Annotated in this window: 16 protein-coding genes; 9 read left to right on the top strand and 7 right to left on the bottom strand. The window is 67.7% G+C overall.

All coding sequences use genetic code 11. The annotated features are described in order from the left end of the window. Nucleotides 1–94 precede the first annotated feature (94 nt). Both OG524_RS23790 and OG524_RS23785 read left to right on the top strand, forming a co-directional pair. On the top strand, nucleotides 95–475 hold the full coding sequence (locus tag OG524_RS23790) for a CPCC family cysteine-rich protein (RefSeq protein ID WP_405811653.1): 381 nt from the start codon (nucleotides 95–97) through the stop codon (nucleotides 473–475). A gap of 277 nt (nucleotides 476–752) precedes the next feature. Next, nucleotides 753–974, top strand: coding sequence for a hypothetical protein (locus tag OG524_RS23785; RefSeq protein WP_405811652.1), 222 nt, complete (start codon nucleotides 753–755; stop codon nucleotides 972–974). 43 nt (nucleotides 975–1,017) lie between these two features. Here the strand turns inward: OG524_RS23785 and OG524_RS23780 are convergent, their stop codons facing one another. From OG524_RS23780 to OG524_RS23770, 3 genes are all read right to left on the bottom strand, one after another. Continuing rightward, nucleotides 1,018–2,604 (bottom strand): DUF262 domain-containing protein, encoded by a 1,587-nt coding sequence (locus tag OG524_RS23780; RefSeq protein WP_371097079.1) that lies wholly within the window; start codon nucleotides 2,602–2,604, stop codon nucleotides 1,018–1,020. Between the two features lie 237 nt (nucleotides 2,605–2,841). Beyond that, on the bottom strand, nucleotides 2,842–3,372 hold the full coding sequence (locus OG524_RS23775; RefSeq protein ID WP_405811651.1) for an NUDIX domain-containing protein: 531 nt from the start codon (nucleotides 3,370–3,372) through the stop codon (nucleotides 2,842–2,844). Between the two features lies 1 nt (nucleotide 3,373). After that, entirely contained in the window at nucleotides 3,374–4,729 is a 1,356-nt protein-coding gene (locus OG524_RS23770) for a tetratricopeptide repeat protein (protein WP_405811650.1), read from the bottom strand. A 203-nt stretch (nucleotides 4,730–4,932) separates the two neighbouring features. Between OG524_RS23770 and OG524_RS23765 the strand changes: the two genes are divergently transcribed. From OG524_RS23765 to OG524_RS23745, 5 genes are all read left to right on the top strand, one after another. Beyond that, on the top strand, nucleotides 4,933–5,682 hold the full coding sequence (locus OG524_RS23765) for a hypothetical protein (RefSeq protein ID WP_405811649.1): 750 nt from the start codon (nucleotides 4,933–4,935) through the stop codon (nucleotides 5,680–5,682). 78 nt (nucleotides 5,683–5,760) lie between these two features. Next, nucleotides 5,761–6,672 carry an aminoglycoside phosphotransferase family protein gene (locus tag OG524_RS23760; RefSeq protein ID WP_405811648.1) on the top strand — a complete coding sequence of 304 codons (912 nt, stop codon included), beginning with the start codon at nucleotides 5,761–5,763 and terminating at the stop codon, nucleotides 6,670–6,672. After that, on the top strand, nucleotides 6,673–7,365 hold the full coding sequence (locus OG524_RS23755; protein WP_405811647.1) for a class I SAM-dependent methyltransferase: 693 nt from the start codon (nucleotides 6,673–6,675) through the stop codon (nucleotides 7,363–7,365). Nucleotides 7,366–7,380: 15 nt separating this feature from the next. Beyond that, entirely contained in the window at nucleotides 7,381–7,902 is a 522-nt protein-coding gene (locus OG524_RS23750; RefSeq protein WP_405811646.1) for an HAD domain-containing protein, read from the top strand. A gap of 96 nt (nucleotides 7,903–7,998) precedes the next feature. Then, entirely contained in the window at nucleotides 7,999–9,474 is a 1,476-nt protein-coding gene (locus OG524_RS23745) for a hypothetical protein (protein WP_405811645.1), read from the top strand. Between the two features lie 78 nt (nucleotides 9,475–9,552). On the opposite strand, the gene OG524_RS23740 is transcribed toward OG524_RS23745, so the two are convergent. The 4 genes from OG524_RS23740 to OG524_RS23725 all read right to left on the bottom strand — a co-directional run bounded on the left by OG524_RS23740 (nucleotide 9,553) and on the right by OG524_RS23725 (nucleotide 14,082). Next, the gene (locus OG524_RS23740) at nucleotides 9,553–11,250 is read right to left on the bottom strand and encodes a relaxase/mobilization nuclease domain-containing protein (protein ID WP_405811644.1); all 1,698 of its coding nucleotides are present in this window, start codon (nucleotides 11,248–11,250) and stop codon (nucleotides 9,553–9,555) included. Beyond that, nucleotides 11,240–11,812: a hypothetical protein gene (locus OG524_RS23735; protein WP_405812490.1), complete on the bottom strand. Its 573-nt coding sequence runs from the start codon at nucleotides 11,810–11,812 to the stop codon at nucleotides 11,240–11,242. Before OG524_RS23735 ends, OG524_RS23740 begins: the two co-directional genes overlap by 11 nt. Nucleotides 11,813–12,125: 313 nt before the next feature. Beyond that, nucleotides 12,126–13,379: a DUF3631 domain-containing protein gene (locus tag OG524_RS23730; RefSeq protein ID WP_405811643.1), complete on the bottom strand. Its 1,254-nt coding sequence runs from the start codon at nucleotides 13,377–13,379 to the stop codon at nucleotides 12,126–12,128. Between the two features lie 508 nt (nucleotides 13,380–13,887). Further along, a complete protein-coding gene (locus OG524_RS23725) occupies nucleotides 13,888–14,082 on the bottom strand; it encodes a helix-turn-helix transcriptional regulator (protein WP_405811642.1) in 195 nt (64 codons plus the stop codon). Nucleotides 14,083–14,201: 119 nt separating this feature from the next. Here OG524_RS23725 and OG524_RS23720 point away from each other — a divergent pair, with 119 nt between their 5' ends. Beyond that, a complete protein-coding gene (locus OG524_RS23720) occupies nucleotides 14,202–14,702 on the top strand; it encodes a helix-turn-helix transcriptional regulator (RefSeq protein WP_405811641.1) in 501 nt (166 codons plus the stop codon). A gap of 24 nt (nucleotides 14,703–14,726) precedes the next feature. Continuing rightward, a complete protein-coding gene (locus OG524_RS23715; RefSeq protein WP_405811640.1) occupies nucleotides 14,727–15,863 on the top strand; it encodes a tyrosine-type recombinase/integrase in 1,137 nt (378 codons plus the stop codon). Nucleotides 15,864–15,872 lie beyond the last annotated feature (9 nt).

Here is a 15,872-nt window from a genome sequence, read left to right as displayed (position 1 = left end):
ACGGGTGTCCTGCGGACTGGCTGCGGACTGGCCGGAGGCTCCGAGGCTGCGAAATCCCTTTCACGCCGGCGGGGCCTGCGAGGAGACTGCGCAGGTGAGTGACTCCTACCCCTGTCCCTGCTGCGGGCACCGCGTGCTGGACGCGATGCCCGGCTCGTACGAGATCTGCCCCGTCTGCTTCTGGGAGGACGACGGAGTCCAGTTCCGCTGGCCGACCACGCCTGGCGGGGCTAACCAGGTTTCCTTGATCGATGCCCAGCGCAACTACCAGGACTTCGGCGCCTGCGACCAGCACGGCCGCCGGTACGTCCGTCCCCCGGCCGAGAACGAGCCGCTCGACCCCGCCTGGCGCCCGATCGATCTGACCCGGGATTCCTTCGAGGACTGGGCGGCCGAGGACCGCGCCGCATGGCCCGAGGACCGCTCGGTGCTCTGCTGGTGGCTGCCCGCTTTCTGGCGCCGGGACCGCCAATGACGACCCGCATCGAGAGACTCATCCAGCAGCTCGACGACCCGACCGGCCCGTCGTACGACGCCCGCGAAGGCAGGCGCGATAGGCGCTGGAACGGGCGACGCCACCGGACTGGAGCGAGCCGGAAGGCATCCGCTGGGCCCTGACCGAACTCGGCGCCCGCACCCCTGTCGTCCCACCACTCACTGCTCACCTACGAGCCACCTCTGCGGATAACGCCCCTGGCTGGCCCACGGCCCACTACACCGAGATCATCAACGACCTCGCCGACCACGCCCAGGTGATCCTCTACTCCCAGTTCTGGCGGGTGGACGCCGGCCGCACGTACGGCATCTCGGACAACGGCCTGGACTGGCAACTCGACTGGAGTGCGCCCTGGGAGCACTTGGTCGAAGAAGCCCGTTCCTGGTCCATCCTGGAAGCCACCGAAGCGCCGGTCGGCAAAAATATTTTCGCCACCCCCACCTGGATCGACCGCACCGACCTCTACCCGGAGAGGTAAGTACTGTCGATCCAGTATCACCATCTATAGCTGGCTTACCAGGTCAGGATCCGCACAACGTTTTAGCGGCCTGCACCAGAAGACTAGTTCGCTCTTCGAGGAAAGCAGGGAAATCATCCCTGAACAGAGAATCGGGTAGAAGTGCACCGCTTTTAATTGCCTCGATATTGGCGGGCATATCAACACGATAGACCGACGGCGCACGGTCACTAATCTTTCGATTCTCCGCCCGCGAAATAATCGCGAAATTGGCGAGGCAATTCGTAACCTTGTCAGCCGGGGAATTAGGGAGTTTCCTGAGATGCGACCGCGGAAAACAATGGTGATATTCGTGTCGATTGGGCTCCGCAAGCACCTTATCCAATTCGACACCTTGACCAGACAGAAATGACTTGGGCTTGAGACTCGCCAACAGGAGGATCATGGTCTTGGTCGCCACTGTCCGACTATTGAATTGATTTTCAGTGAAGAACCTCTCATTGACATCGACAGCGATATCTTCAAGGGTCGTACCAGCGCCATTCCGCAGTTCCAGGGCCGCCTCGACGTCCCGCTTGATGTTTCGCCCCGGGTTCCCGCTATAACGGTGGCCAAACGAACTACGCCAGAACCAGCGAAGGAGAACGGCTCGCTCGTCATTCGTGATCGGTTGCGACTGACGCACCGAGAAGAATGTCGCAAGCGGAATAAGCTGAGCCGAGTAGGGCATAAATTTTAGATGCCGAACCCCCAGATTCGTCCGCACGAAATCAATAGCTAGCCCTAGCGCCTTTTCAACGACCTCGAACGATGCTCGCACATTGGTTCCGTTGATATTCACAAGTGATTCAGGTGCGGGATCACCCTGCAGGATCGCCGAGCAGCAGCGGAGCATTAGGTCGTTATCAGTTCCGATACTACCGAATCCGAAGTTCTCGAACGTCTCCGCCAAACCAAGGAATTTCTCTTGCAGGTCAAAATCTTCGCTCCAGGTCCAAGCGGTAAGGAGTTCAAACATCGTCAGTTCGACGCCCATCCGGTTTACGCGCTCGAAGACGATGGCAACGCTTGTCCTATCTTCCGATTCGAACGTTTCGACTGGAATCAGAGCTTCTTTGAACCTTTCCTGAACCTTCACGATTTCGATATTTCGATCAATACTTAGAGGCTTAGTGGCTGAAGAAAAGGCCACGGGGTCAAAGAAACAGTTGAGCGGAAAGTAACGACCAGGGGCGTTTACGGTCTCTGATTCCTGCAGGGCCACGAAACGCGTTCCCTGAGCGTCCCCCTCAGCCTCAAAGTCATAGTAGACCGGAAGCCAAACTTCAGGGTTCTCCTCTATCGGAGTCAACTCGGTCTGGAAAGTAGAGAAAATGGAAGTTAGTCGCTGCTGCCCGTCGAGCACGTAATCAACTGGATAGTCCTTCTCCGGGGGGCGCAGTTCGAATCCGCCCAGCTCCTTCTCTGTTTTAAGAGCGGTTCTCGTGCGCCAGAGAAGCACCGAACCGAAAGGGAATCCTTTGTAGATGCTATCCATGAGGAGGGCGGCACTGGTCGGCTCCCAAATGAACCCTCGTTGAAATCCAGGCACGCGCATGGTTCCATTATGGATTCGCTCAATGGCCTTACGCAACGGAAGTGGCTCACTCACAGAATACCTCCAGGATAATTACAGTTTGTGATCGATACGATCATACTGGGCGACGGGTTCCTTTTTGGCTCTTTACAGAAATATGGACTGGAAATCCGGCCTGGTGAGCGCGTACGAGCGTCACCGCCATCTGTGCGAGCAGCCACGGTCGGCACATCGGGACGCTGCCGCACTGAACCCGGTGCTGGCATCCGACGGCGTCACGGAGGGGCCAACTTCGCCCTCGGGGGCGAGGAATCATTTCCATCCGTCGAGTGACACTTCCTGGCTCCCCTGCAGGTGCTGCGTTAGAGCATTGGCAGTGGTGTCGACGAAGGCATCAGGGATGGCATCAGCATCAACCCAGCAGACCCTGGAGTGCTTTCGAGGTTCACGGTTTTCGGGTTCGCCCGTCCATTCGTGGGTGGCGAAGACGACCGTGAGGAAGCCGTTGGGGGCTTCGACGCCCCAGGCGCCGTGGATGATGTGGGCGACCTTGAGGGACTCCGGCTTCACCGTGAGGCCGGTCTCCTCGTAGAGCTCGCGGACCGCCGTTTCGGTGATGGGCTCGCCCGGCTCGCTCTTGCCAACGGGGAGGTCCCACAGGCCCTGGGCGAACTTGGCGTTCTCGCTGCGCTGGAGGAGGACGACTCGGTTGGTGGCTTTGTCGTGGACGATGACCGCCGCGACCAGCAGGGTCATGGAGTCGAGCGCCGGCTGGAGAGCTGGGGGGCGGTCATCGGTTTGCTGAGCCACGGGGTTCCCTTCATCGGGCGGGTTGTTGGGCATGTTAAGCGAGGGCCTCGCGGGCGCGGCGGGCGAGATCGGCGGCGCCGGGGACGCGGCGGCGCTGGTAGATCGCGAGCGTGGAGCGGATCGAGGTGATCGCCTTGTGGGTGCGGTCGGAGGTCATGCCCTCCATGAGGACCAGGGCTTGGGTCCAGGCGGCAACGGCTTCGTCGGCTCGGGCCTGGGCGGCGAGACTGTCGCCGAGGTCGGCGTGGGTGAGGGCGTGGACTCGTTTGTACTTCTCTGGGTCCCATCGGGTGAGCGCGTCGCGGTGCTGTTGTTCCGTTCCGATGTGGTCGGAGAGGTCGGTCAGCGTGCGTGCGGTGTGGCTGGCGACTGTGCCGGCGGCGGGGCCGCTGACGCGGGAGAAGCTGGGCTGGGGACCGTCCTCGCGCAGGAGTGCGTCTTCGGCGGCGAGGAGAGCGCGGGCGGCCAATGGGTTCTCGCCGACGGCTGCGTAGGCGCGGGCGTGCGTGATGTGGAGGAGCGCTTCTGTCTGGCCGTCCACGTGGCCGAGGCCGCGGGCGAGCGCTCCTTTGACCAGGTCCACGCAGTGGTGGGGTTGCTTGAGGCTGAGGGACTGATGGGCGAGGGCGCGCATCATCCAGGCGGCATGGCCGTGGGGGTCGGCTTCGCAAGCGAGCTGGTAGCCGACCTGGTAATAGCGCTGGGCAGCGCCTTCGTGTCCAAGGTCGTGGTGCTTCCACCCTGCGAGGTAGGCGAGTTCGGCGACGGCGCCGAAGGCAGCCTGGCGTAAGGCTTCTGTGGGGAAGCGGCCACGCAGCATGGGGGCTGCCGTGTCGGCGAGGTACGCGGTGACTGTGGTCAGGCCGTGCCCGCCGCCAAGCCTCTCGTCGGCGGCGCTGAAGGCTGCCGTGATCTGTCGTACGACGTCGATGTCGTCGCTGCCGACGAGGGTGCGGGCGGTGCGGGCACGGAGCATCCGCGAGGTGGCTTCGTGATCGTGCAGGAGCGGCATGGCCACGCCGGCCGTGGTGAAGGCGGCGATGGCGAGGAAGCGGCGGCGCTCGACGTCCGCGCGGCCGAGGTCGGTGACCGCGGTGACGGGGTCGGTCTCTGGTGGCGACTCCGTGTCGGGTGAGTGGAGGCCGAGCTCGGTTCGGGTGACGACGCGGCCCAGCCGCCGTGAGAGGGCTTCGGCGAGGTACTGGCCTGCTCGGCCGGACGGCGTGCGGGCACCGCCCACCCAGTGGGAGATGGCCGACTTGTTGGTCTGGAGCAGTTCGCCGTTCTCGGCGGCGATGCGGCGTACGTCCTTGGCGAGCGCGTCATACGTGCACCCGGCGGCGTTGATCGTGTCGCGCAGGCGGGAGTTGGCGCTGGTCGGTGCCGGCACGATCGCCTCCGCTCCGGATCCGTAAACCGTGTATACCGCTTGGCCTCGCTCACACCGTACCCACTCTGCGTAGCGGACGGTTCACTTATCGACAGCCGCCCCACTCACGGCATCGCGGGCCGGGCGGCCCCCAAGTTCCGTACGCCCTAACGGGCTCGGGCATTCCTGTGCCCCGGGCCCGGACGATCAGAGACGGAGACACGGTGACCACCATCGACACCGCGACCATCACGGTCGAGCTGCCCGACGCCTTCGACCCGCGCTGGAACCGCCTGCCCGGCATCCAGGTGGACGGCCGGCGCATCATCATCAACCCGGCCGAGTACTTCTTCCGCTTCGAGTCCAGCACCTGGCTCGTCGCCGACTGGGACTTGGTGAAGGCCCAGCTCCTCGACGTGGACGAGACGACCGAGAGCGCGGTCGAGCAGCTCGCGCTCGACTTCATCAAGAACCACGGCGAGTCCACCTCCGACGCGGCCCGCGTGCTGGCGACGGCGTACGAGGTGTACACGTACCTCTTCCGCGAGGAACACCTGGCCGGCCTCGGCCTCCCGCAGATCACCGCCGGCCACCTGCGCATGCTGCGCGAGGCAGCGACGTTGATGGCGCTCAACAAGGTCGAGCTGGACGGGCACATCTCCAACGTCGGCCCGTGCTGGTTCTTCCCCGCCGCCACGTCCGTCGTCTTCGACCTGGACGACGCGACGGGCGGAATGCTGGACGAGGTCTACCACGGCGGCTGGTTCAACGAGCACCGTCGGATCGAGTCCGTCAAGGCCCACGCCGCGCTCGGCGGCCGGCTCGTGCATGGCTGCCAGTCCGTGCCGGACCAGTCCGGCGGCGTCGTCGCGCCCTACGGTGCCTCGATGGCCAACTTCCGTGACGATCTGGCCGAGTTCAAGGCGGGCTGGATCGAGCAGGTCTACGCCCACCGCGTGACCGCAGCCGAGTAACCCCACCCCAGTACGGCTTCGGGGCGGGCCGGCTCGCGCGCCGCCCGCCCCGGAGCCCACCAGCCCCTGGAGACCCCCATGGACCAGAGCCTGTCCGCCACCCTGCTGGACGACCTGTGCACCCTCGTCGGCAAGCCCCTCCCCGAACGTGCCGAGATTCGTGTCTGGGGCATGTCCGGCGTCGAACGCGTCACCTTCCCCGACGGAACCACAGCCGTTTTCAAGTACGCCAAGGAGCCCTTCGACCGCGAGGCCCAGGCCCTGCGGACGGCCCACCAGCGCGGGCTTCCGGTCCCCGCGCTCCACGCCACCGCGATGCAGGACAAGTGGCTCGGGATGCTCATGGACGACCTCGGCACCCCCGTACGAGACGCCGACGACCTCGACGGTGTCGCCGCCGCCGTCATGCTCCACGCCGCCCGCCCGGCGGGCGGTCTGCCTCTCCTCGACGGGGCGGGCCTCGCAGCCCTGCCCGGCCGTGCCTTCGATCACCTACAGCGGCTGCGGAAGACCGACCGATGGACGGACTGCGACGACATCGAGACCGCGCTGGGGAAGATCTCCGCCGCGGCCGAGACCCGCGTCCAGGGGGCGACGCTCGAACCGTTCGGCTGGGTCCACTCAGAGTTCCACCCCACGAGCGTCCACATCGGGGAGAACGGCTGGCACCTCCTCGACTTCGCACGCGCCTTCACCGGACCCGGCCTGATCGACCTCGCCTCGTACCACGGCACCACCGACGTACCGAGCCCCTTCCGCATGCGGGTGCTCCTGGAGCAGTACGTCGCCGCAGGCGGTCATGCGGACGCCCTCGCCGCCCGGGGCGGCCTGACCGCAGAGGCATGGGCCCTGGGTTGGCATCGGATGTGGGCCGTGGAGTGGTTCATGGAGCAGGCCATCCGCTGGATCGACGACCCGGCCAAGGACCCCGCGTACATCCCCGTTGTCCGCCGCCACCTGAACGACGTGGTCCAACTCCTGGAGGTCTAGGTGCTCGCCCAGGTCTCCCCCTGGTACGCCCACGCAGCCCAGCGCACAGCCGCCGCCCCCGCACACGCCCTCACCGCACCGGCCCGGATGGAATGGAGCACCCACGCCGGCCTCGGTCCCGGCGCCGAGATCCTGGGCCGGGACCTCTGCGGCAAGCGCCTCCTGGAGCTGGGCTGCGGCCCCGGCCACAACGTTGCCCAGATCGCAAAGCACCACCAGGCCCGCGTCACCGGCGTAGACCTGGTCGGCCTCCAGGTACGCCGCGCCCGCTCCCACTACGGCCACATCGACGGCGCCACGTTCGCCGCCGGCCACGCACTGCACCACCTTCAGGCCACCGGCCAGACCTTCGACACGATCTACTCCGTCTTCGGCGCCGTCGGCCTCGTCGCCCCCGAGCTCCTCCTCGCCGCCATTTCCCGACGTCTGAAACCGGGCGGTGTCCTGGCCTTCTCCGTCCCTCACCCGGCACGGGCCGGAAGACATCCATCCACGGACGACCGTCCGCGCGAGGACTACGTCACCATGCCCGACCGCACCCGACTTCCCCTCGCGCGATGGGAGTTCGACGCCCGCCGCTGGGGAGCTCACCTCTCCCGGACCGGCCTGGGCGTCACCTCGGCGGCGGAGCTGCGGCACCCGCGCCGCGACCCGTGGCCCACCACCCTCCTGATCACCGCCCGCAAACGCTGACCGACGGAGGCAACGATGCCCCTGCCCTACCTGCTCCTGGACATCGACGGCGTCCTCATCCCCTTCCCGGCCGCCGACGGCAGCACCCCGCCCACCCACGTCCGCCACACCGTCCTGCCCACCGGCCGGCGCCCCGACGACACCGTCCCCATCTGGCTCGACCCGAGCCAGGGCGGCATTCTCACCGACCTCCTGACCAGCGGACTCGTCACCCCCGTGTGGTGCACGAGCTGGCGCAAAGACGCCACCACGATCATCGGCCCCCTCCTGGGACTGCCCGACTTCCCTTACCTCGACCTGCCTCGTCCCCAGATCACCACCAGTCACCCCGACGGCTACCTCTGGAAACGAGACCACGTCGACGTCTGGCTGGCAGACACCCCCGCCGTCTGGATCGACGACGACTTCACCAGCCTCGACCATGAATGGGCAGCAGAGCGCACCGCCAAGGGGACGCCGACCCTCCTCGTTCAGCCAGACCCACACCTCGGGCTGCAGCCCGAGCACCTGACCGAGCTCACGACATGGGTCTCGTAGTTACCCACAGCCCGCGCCGTCTGACGACTGATCCCCTCGCTGCCACGAGCAGCGAGGGCACCAGCGTGTTGCTCGAGCGTCTGCCGTCTGCGGTCTGTGGCGGGGATCAGCACCGCTGATATCGGAGTCGGCTGGAACACTGCGGCCGTGATCAACGAAACAACCCCGGACCTTCCTGATACTCCCGCCGGCTCCCTGCCACCCACAGCACAGGCTGAACTCGCCGACATCGCCTGGGAGGAGCTGCCGCACGTCTGTACGGGCCAGCACAGTGTGCGTGACACACCGGACATCCTCGGCGCTGTGCTCGCCACCGACCCGGCCCGCCGGGTGCGGGCTGTGGAGGACCTGTATCGGCTGCTCCTCAATCGGGAGCAGGTTTTTCCGGCGACCGCTCCGGCGGCCTTGGGCCTCGCTCGTCTTCTTGACAATCCGCACACCCTCGCCGAAGACCGGTGGGAGCGCAGGGCCGGCCGGCGGTCGCTTCGCGCCGAACTGCTGAACTGGCTTGCTTCGTTCGCCGACATCGCCCGCCTGGACGTCGAAGACGGCGTCGGCACGGCGCAAGATCTGGCTGCCGCCCGTGCGGCAAGGCCAATACTCCACGACCGCATCGCGGATTTCTGCGACGACGACGATCCACTGGTGAGGGAGGCCGCGCTTGCGGCTACAGCCCTGCTCCTGGCCGACCCCGCCCTCACCTCGTCCGTACCCCGATACACCCCCGCCGTCCGCGAGGTCCTTGCCGTGAGCGCGGACTCGTACTACCGGTGGATCGCCCGGGAACGGCTGGCCGCCTGGGGGGAGGATGTCACCGGTCTCGTCACTGCGGAGGAGGAGCGCCGCGCAGCCCTGGACCGGGCAGGCGAGTTGGCGGAGGACCCATTCGGCCAAGACCAGGAGCAGGCGATCCGCTGGCTGGAAGAGCAACCCGGGGACACCGCGGCTCCGGAACGATTCGGTCACCGGCGAGAGGACCGGACCGCGCCCATACCGGCCGCCCCGCACGAGCCGGCACCCGAGCCGCCCGTGGCCGTCCCGGGGAGCGAGGCGGGGTACCGCGGCCCGTGGCGGATTGCCCGGGAGAAGGAGCGCGCCGAGTGGACGTTCACGCCATACGTAGGAGTCGGCCCCCTGCACTTTGGGATGACTTTGGAGGAGATCACCCACGTCCTCGGCGAAGGACCTGCTGTCGTGTCCTACTCCCACCACGGCGAGGACCAGCAACTCAACTACGCAGACTTCACCGAGAGCGGGATCAGGGCCCTCTTCCATGACGACCACCTGGGGTGCGTCGCCGCCGACGCCCTCACCGGCCCCCAGGTGAGACTGGACGCTACCCCGCTGACCGGTTGCGTCCCTTCTGACGTGGAGAACTGGCTGGTCCACCGCACAACACGGCTTGGCAGCCTGGCGTACAGCGTCGCTGGCGATCCGGTATTCGCCGACCTCGGTCTAGCAATCCGCTCCCAGCGGGCCGACGACGTCGTCCTGACCCGCCCCCTCTTCCTGCTCTACGACTGGCTCGACCTGTGGCACGCACTGCCCAGTGAGGAGTGGAACTGCTCTTGAAGCGTGGTTCGCCGGTCGACCTCACCTGAGTGCGAGGCCGACCGGTACAATATTCCGCCTAATCGAGCGATAGCGGGGTCAACGGTGTCGACTGCGCCCTTCGAAACTCATAGCCACTGGTGCGGCCGGAGGGTGTGGGGCAGGGGGCATGGGCGACGTTCCGCTGATGATGCTTCGACTGTGAGCTGCTTGCGTCCTCCTGTTCGGCTGAGCGGTGATGCGCCAGGCGAGAACCTCGGCCGGGTGCTCGGCGCTGTCGAGCTCCCACTGGGCGCCCGCCTCGGCCAGGAGGCGTCGGGGGTTGTGGCCGGCGGTCTCGGCGTGGGCGAGGGTTGTGGTCATGGCGGTCCAAGTGGGGTCGGCGAGGATCCGGTCGGCGTGGTCGGGGAGGGCCGCACGAACGTCCTGCTCGTAGCGGCTGGCGGTCGCGGCTTGTGGTGCGCGGCGGGCCAAGTCCGCCAAGACGGGTGCGGCGGCCTGCTGATAGCCCGCCTGGAGGTGGCGGAAGGCTTTTTCGGCCGCTGCGGCCTGTTGTTCGTGGCCGCGCTGCTCGTGCCACTTGGCGGCGGCGCGGGCCAGGTGCACGGTGGCGAAGAGCAGGGCGATGGCGAGTCCGCCGGGCTCATTGGAGGCGTAGGCGAGTTCCTTGGCAACCTGGCGCAGGGCGGTAGCGGCCTGGTGATCCGCGCGGGTGGCGGATCGGCGGGCTCGGTTGAACGTCGAGGCGGCTGCGCGTAGCTCTGCGCGGTGCGGGCCGGGCGTGGCGCTGGCGATGTTGTAGAGGGCGTCGCCGAAGGCGGCGAGGTGGGCCTGGGCAGTGGCATCGTCGTCGGAGTCGAAGGCGGTGTGCGCCGTCTGAATCGCGGTGATGGTGTGCTGCCACGGCTCGGCGGGATCTGCCGCGAACCTGGGTCGGTCGGCTACTTCCTGGTGGGGGAGGCGTTCGCGGAGGCGGTTGATGGAGAGGTCGGGGGCGAGTTTCGAGCCGCCGTACCAGATGGGTTCGCCAGCGCTGTTGGTGTCGCCGGGTGCGGCGAGGCTGTAGCCGATCACGTCGCCGCTCTCGGGGCCGAGGCGTGTCTTGACCTTGATGCCGAGGGACTGCAGCACGGTGAAATAGTCGGCTTCGGTGTGTACGGCGGCGGCGACCGTGTACGCCCGCTCGCGCAGCCACTGTCGTGCCGTGATCGTCTGGCCCTGGCGCTCGGCCTTGGCGCGTTCGGCACCGGTGGGGGTTCGGGGGGCCGTCAGGTCGCCGGACTTCAGGCGGCGCAGGCCGAACTCGGCTTCGATCCTGCGGCACTCCGCTTGCGCCCGTCGGCCGTCCTGGTGGGTGCGTGGCCGGCGTCCGTCGGCGCGGACGGTGGTGGCCATGATGTGGATGTGGTCGTCGGCGTGACGGACCGCGATCCATCGGCAGGCCCTCTCGTCGCCGTCGGGGGCGATGCCCGTGGCGTGGACGACGCGGCGGGCGACCTCGGCCCACTCGGCGTCGGTGAGGTAGCGGTCGCCGGGCGCGGTGCGGACCGGGCAGTGCCACACGTGCTGCGGTGGCTTCTTGCCATCCAGCTCGCGGGTGCGGAGGTCGACGTGGTGGTCGAGTCGTTTGGCGAGCTGGGAGTAGGTGGCTGCCGGGTCGCGGCCGGGGTCAGGGGCGCCGGCCATGTCCCAGGCGGCGACGATGTGGGGGTTGGTGTGCTCGTCGCGGCGGCCGGGGCCGAAGAGGTAGGCGATCAGTCCGCGGCTGTCGGAGCCGGCGGAGACGTCAGGAACCATGAGCCGTGCCGTTCGCCAGGAGCTGGTCGATGAGGTGGAAGCTGTTCTGTGCTGCTTGCTCGACGCGGTCGAGAACCGCCTCGGCGCGCTCGGGCACGGTTCCTCGGTTGATGGCTGCGGTGATCTGGTTGAGGTTGCCGCCGATGCGGTTCAGCGCGACCGTGTGCGCCTCGACGGCCTCGATCAGCGGTCGGAGAGGATCGTCTTCCGGACTGCCGGCCATCCCCGCTTTGCCCTGGGCAACGGCCAGGGCCGCGTCTCCGACGAATCCGGCGAACCTCTGACCGCGCTGGTGAGCGGCGGCGCTGATCACCTGGACCGCGGTGCGCGTGAAGCGGATGGTTTTCTCCTGGTCGCGCTTCTCCACGGTGCGCTTGCGGTTCATCTGCGCGGGCAGGGCGGGGGCGTCGAGATCCCGCCAGGAGGGCTGCTCGACGAGCGGTGGGACATCGGTAGGCGGATTGCGCGGACCTACGGAGTCGGCTGCTGGCTGGCAGGAGCCCTCAGCCACCCCCTCCTCCAGCTCGGGCGCCCCCTGGCGCTCGGCCTTGTCCTCCGCCACACCTGGGGCGGGGTCAAGCGCGGACGAAGCCTCGTTAGAGGCTCGTTCGCTCCAGCTTGCTGCTGGTCGTCGGGTGAGCCTGAACAGCTTCCTGCGGCGGCGGGAGGTGGTGTCGTCGGTGCTCGATTCGAGCATGGTGGTACTCCGTCAGTCGTGAGGGGTGGTGTCGTCGCATCCGTCGCATCCGTCGCGTGGCTGGTCAGCACAGGTACGGAGAGAGCCGCAGGTACGGATCGATCCGTAACGCCGAGGAGATCCGTCCCCGCGCTGACCTGCGCGGGGACGGATGCGACGGATTGATGCGGACCTGGAGTCAGCGAGCGGGCCTCGGGCCTGCGGGCCCACTGGGCGGGCCGGTGGGAAGCGACCCGGACGGAGGGGAGGGCGGCTGGCCCTGGGCCGGCCGCGCGCGAGAGGACCTTCCGGCTGCGGAAACCGGTTCTCCGGGGGCAGGGCAGTAGCGGGCCCAGGCGTCCACGAACTGATTGCGGGCGTACGCCTTGGCCTGCCTGCCGTTCTCGAACCGGCAGTTGGCTGGGCTGATACCGAAGTCGCGCAGCAGATTCGCCAGGTGGTAGGCGTTCAGGCCCTTCGTGCCGTACTCCGCCCACGGGGCCTCGGCGTCCTGGATCAGCACGGCCAGCAGGTCCTGGCTACGCAGAGCCTCCTTGCCGCCCTCCTGATCGAAGACACGGCGGATGTCACGCAGCAGCCGGGTCTTCAGCGTCGTCTGCTCGTCCTGGACCACCTCGTTGCGCGTCATCGCCAGACAGGCGGCACGTGCCCGCGCGGGCCAATGCCCGCCGGCGAGATCGGCGACGATGACGAGCGGCTCCCATGTGTCGGCGGCGCGGTCCTCCACGGGCATCCTCGGCACCGAGCCCGCGACAGTGCCGCGCAGCGGGACCAGCCAGTCGGCCAGCCGGTCGCGAAGCGCGTGCAGTTCCGGCACGGAGTACCGCGAGCGGAACGGGGTGATCCGCTCGCCCGGCTTGCGCTTCTGCATGCGGATCACGATCGCGCGGTCCATGATCGTGTCCGGCAGGTCGCCGATGCCGGCCAGCGCCGCCATCGCGAAGGTGGGGAACGCGGTCGGCTTGTGCTCCGGCCCGGAGATCCGCCAAGCGGGCCGGTTGCGCTGGTGCCCGGCGTTCAGCAAGCCGCGCAGGTCCTCCTTGTCGCCAGCCTTGGGGCCGAAGATGGTGTCGGCCTCGTCCACCAGTAGCGTCGGCGGGTTCTTGCCGATGACGCGGAAGACGACCGCAGGGGAGGTGTTCACCGTCATCATCGGCTGGTGGACGGTCTCGTAGAGAACGTCCAGGAGGCGGGACTTGCCGCACCCCTTGGTCGGTCCGACCACCGCCAGCCGTGGCGCGTGCTGGAGGGCGGGCTGGATGTGGGAGGCCGCGACCCAGAGGGTGACCGCCGTCAGTGCCTCCTCGCTCGGCAGCACCACGTACCGCCCGATCGCCGCGCGCAGGTCGTCCAGCAGCGCGGCTCCCTGGTCAGCCGTCTCGCCGCCCGTACCAGCGCGGTCCCCGGTCCCCGATCCGCCCTCGGGGACCACGGTCCCCGCAGATGCGTGGGGACCGTGGCTCTCACCATCGGCTCGGGGCGCGCCGTGCTCGCCCGAAATTCGGGGACCGGGTTCGGGGACCGGCGCACCGACAGTCTCCATCCGGTCCCCGGCTTCCGCTCCGGCGGGACCGATCCCCAAGACGCTGACCTGCGCGTGCTCCGTGCTGGGGGAATTTCGGTCCCCGACCGGAACACCCGTCGGCGTATCGCCGCTGGCGGGTGCGGCCGGGGAGCGTGACTCCTTTCGGTCCCCGTTGCGCCAGGGGATGCCCTGGCCGGGGACCGCAGCGGCAGGCCAGACGACCTTGTGGGATGTGTTCGAGGTGGAGGGGGACGTAGAGTCCTCCATCGACGTTCCTCTCAGGTGAGGGACGGGACGGGCAAGGTCCCGCCCCTCACCGGTTCGTTCGTTCAGGGATGGGCGACGTGCAGGGGAATCTCCGGCCCTCGGCGTTGGCGCGCCGGGGGCCGTTGCTGTGTCTGGGCCTGTCGGTGGCTCACGAGGCCAGGCCCCACTCGTCTCGGCCGGCGATCAGCGTGCGCTCGTAGCGCAGCAGCTCGGCCTCGGGGTACAGCACCCGCCTGCCGACCTTGATGCCGCGCGGCCCCTTCTTGATGTGGCGCCAGTAGCGGACGGTGCTCTCGGCTGTGCGGTAGCGCTCCGCGACCTCGGCGGTGGTCAGGTATCGCATGCATTCCCATTCGGCTAGGCGGCGATTCGATCTGCATAAAGTTGTACCCCAGGATCGGCGGTTACCCAAATCGGGAAGCCTGTGTTTCAATTGGGATAGCTAGTGACGATGGAGGTCCGATGGCAGGCGACAAGCCCGAGGGTGGCGAAGTGCCGCTGCTCTACAGCGAAGGGAACGTGGCCGCACGCGTCGCCCTGGAGCGCGAGGTCAGAGGGTGGAGCACGCCCGAGCTGGCGGAGCGGGTGACCAGAGCCGGCGTCAAGATGAACCAGACGGCGGTCTGGCGCATCGAGAACGGCACCCCCCGCCGGCGCATCAATCTCGACGAGGCCCTCGCCTTCTCCCGCGTCTTCGAGCTCCCTCTCGAAGAGCTGATGTCCCCGCCCCTGGAGGGGCTCGACATCGACAGCCGGCGCCTCGTCCAAGAGGCCGTCGAAGCGTTCTACGAGGCCCGAGACGCGCGCGACCGTCTCCATCACGCCGTGGTCGCCATCGCCGATCACATCAAGGCCCACCCGGACAGTTCGCGGGCGATCCACGAGCAGTGCCTCCGCCTCATGGGCGACGAGCGGGACGCTCGCACCCTCACCAGCGACATCGAGGACGGCGGCCACTACTGACAACCGACACTAAGGAGAGGCCACTTGGCCAACATCCAGAAGCGCCCCAACGGTAAATGGCGTGCTCGCTACCGCGACCTCGACGGCAAGGAGCACGCTCGCCACTTCGACCGCAAAGTCGACGCCCAGCGGTGGATCGACGAGGTCACGGCCAGCCTGGTCACCGGTCAATACGTCGACCCGCGATCAGCGAAGAAGCCCTTCAAGGAGTACGCGGAGGAATGGCGGGCCATCCAGCCGCACCGGCCTTCCACGGCCAAGGCAGTAGCCCAGCACCTGCGCTGCTACGTCTACCCGGCCTGGGAGAAGCGGGCACTTGGCGCCATCAAGCCCGGCGACGTACAGAGCTGGGTCACCAGTCTGACCACCACACACGGGCTGGCCGCCAGCACCTCACGGACGGTCTTCAACACGGTCAACGCCGTCTTCCGGGCAGCCGTCCGTGACCGGATGATTCCTCACAACCCGTGCGCCGAGGCGAAGCTGCCCTCGGTACCACGGAAGAAGATCGTGCTACTGGCCGTCGAGCAGGTGCGGACGCTGTCCGAGGAGATACCCGCCCGCTACAAGGGCCTCGTGCTGCTCGGCGCCGCCACCGGGCTCCGCCCCGGCGAGCTCTTCGGCCTCCAGCTCCGGCACGTGGACCTGCTGCACGCGGCCGTCTCGGTCGAGCAGCAGATCCAGCAGACCGCCAAGCACGGCGTGTACGTCTGCCCGCCCAAGACCGCTCGCTCGCACCGCACGGTCCCGCTCCCCCGCATGGCGGTGGATGCGATGAAGGCCCACCTGCGGGACTTCCCCGCCGATGGGCCCGAGAGCTGGATCTTCACGGCGCCGCAAGGCGGACCCGTGGTCTACACGCACTTCATGGACGGGTCCTGGCGACCCGCCTGCGCGAAGGCCGGCATACCGAAGGGCACCGGACCCCATGCCCTCCGGCACCACTACGCCAGCTTGCTGATCAAGCACGGCGAGTCGGTGAAGGCGGTCTCCGAGCGCCTGGGCCACACCAATGCGGCCATGACGCTGAACATCTACACCCACCTGTGGCCCGACTCCGAGGAGCGGACCGGGCCGCCGTCGATAAGGCGTACGCGGACCAGTCCGCCAGTGCCCAGCCGCAGGTCGACGAAGCGGCGTAGCCGCTCCCCCGCGCGCTGACAGAAGTCA

Source organism: Streptomyces sp. NBC_01520, from assembly GCF_045040375.1.
GTDB lineage: Bacteria > Actinomycetota > Actinomycetes > Streptomycetales > Streptomycetaceae > Streptomyces.
This window is presented reverse-complemented; position numbering and strand designations above follow the sequence as displayed.